At 66.4% G+C, this 921-nt stretch carries 2 protein-coding genes; both read right to left on the bottom strand.

The window, feature by feature from the left end; genetic code table 11:
• On the bottom strand, positions 1 to 522 hold a 522-nt coding region (locus AQJ11_RS45015), incomplete at its 3' end, for a transposase (protein WP_079082730.1).
• Between the two features lie 6 nt (positions 523 to 528).
• On the bottom strand, positions 529 to 921 hold a 393-nt coding region (locus tag AQJ11_RS45010; protein ID WP_059267387.1), incomplete at its 5' end, for a winged helix-turn-helix domain-containing protein.

Here is a 921-nt window from a genome sequence, read left to right as displayed (position 1 = left end):
GGGGAAGGACCAGGGGAGTTGATCGTTCTGGTTGATGCGGCGCATGCCTTGTTCGGTGGCGTCGGCGACGTCTGCGAGGTGGTTGCCGGCGAGGTTGGCGAGCTCGCGTTTCTTGAGCGACGACCACAGCAGCTCCACCGGGTTGAGCTCAGGCGCGTAAGCCGGTGATCGTTCAAGGGCCAGCCAGTCCTGTTCGGCGACCCAGGCCCGCATGGTCCGGCTCCAGTGGGCGGACAGTCCGTCCCAGGCCAGCACCACCCGCTCTCCGCGGTAGAACACTTTGAGCTGTTTGAGGACCTCGATCAGAGCGGCGGTGTCATAACTGCCGGGTTTGAGGTGGAAGCACAGGCGAGGCCCGCGGTCGGGGTCTGAGGCGTGGTAGCCGAGAGCCGCGGCCATTGAGGCACGCTTCCAGTTCAGCCGATGCCGCAAGAGGGGAGTGCGGCCGCGGGGTGCATAGGTGCGTCGGACCTGGGGCAGCAGCGAGACGCCCCATTTCGTCGAGGAAGACGATCCAGGCACGTTTGTTCATCGCCCCTTTTTGATGCGTGGCCACTCATGAGCGATCCAGCGGGCGATCTCGGACTCGTCCCGCTCCACCGCCCGACGCTCGGGTCGCTGCAGGCTCCAGCCCAACCGACTGGTCAGCAGACGCCAGACCGACGCCCGCGACAATGACACCCCTGTCACCCGCTCGACCACCAGACCAACCCGCTCCAGCGTCCACAGATCAGCCTCGAAGCCATGCGCCTGGGCGCCCTGTTCCAGCGCGGTCCGCACCTGATTGACCTGGGCATCGTCCAGTTTCGGCGGACGACCGGTGGCCGGGCGTCGCCGCAAGGCATCAGTGCCGCCTTCCTCCCACACCCGTTTCCACCGCCGTACGCTTTCGTGGCTGACCCCCAGCATCCGTGCGATCTC

It is taken from the genome of Streptomyces corchorusii (assembly GCF_001514055.1).
GTDB classification, from domain to species: domain Bacteria; phylum Actinomycetota; class Actinomycetes; order Streptomycetales; family Streptomycetaceae; genus Streptomyces; species Streptomyces olivaceoviridis.
The sequence above is the reverse complement of the archived record's forward strand: the minus strand, read 5'-3'. Positions and strand labels throughout refer to the sequence as shown.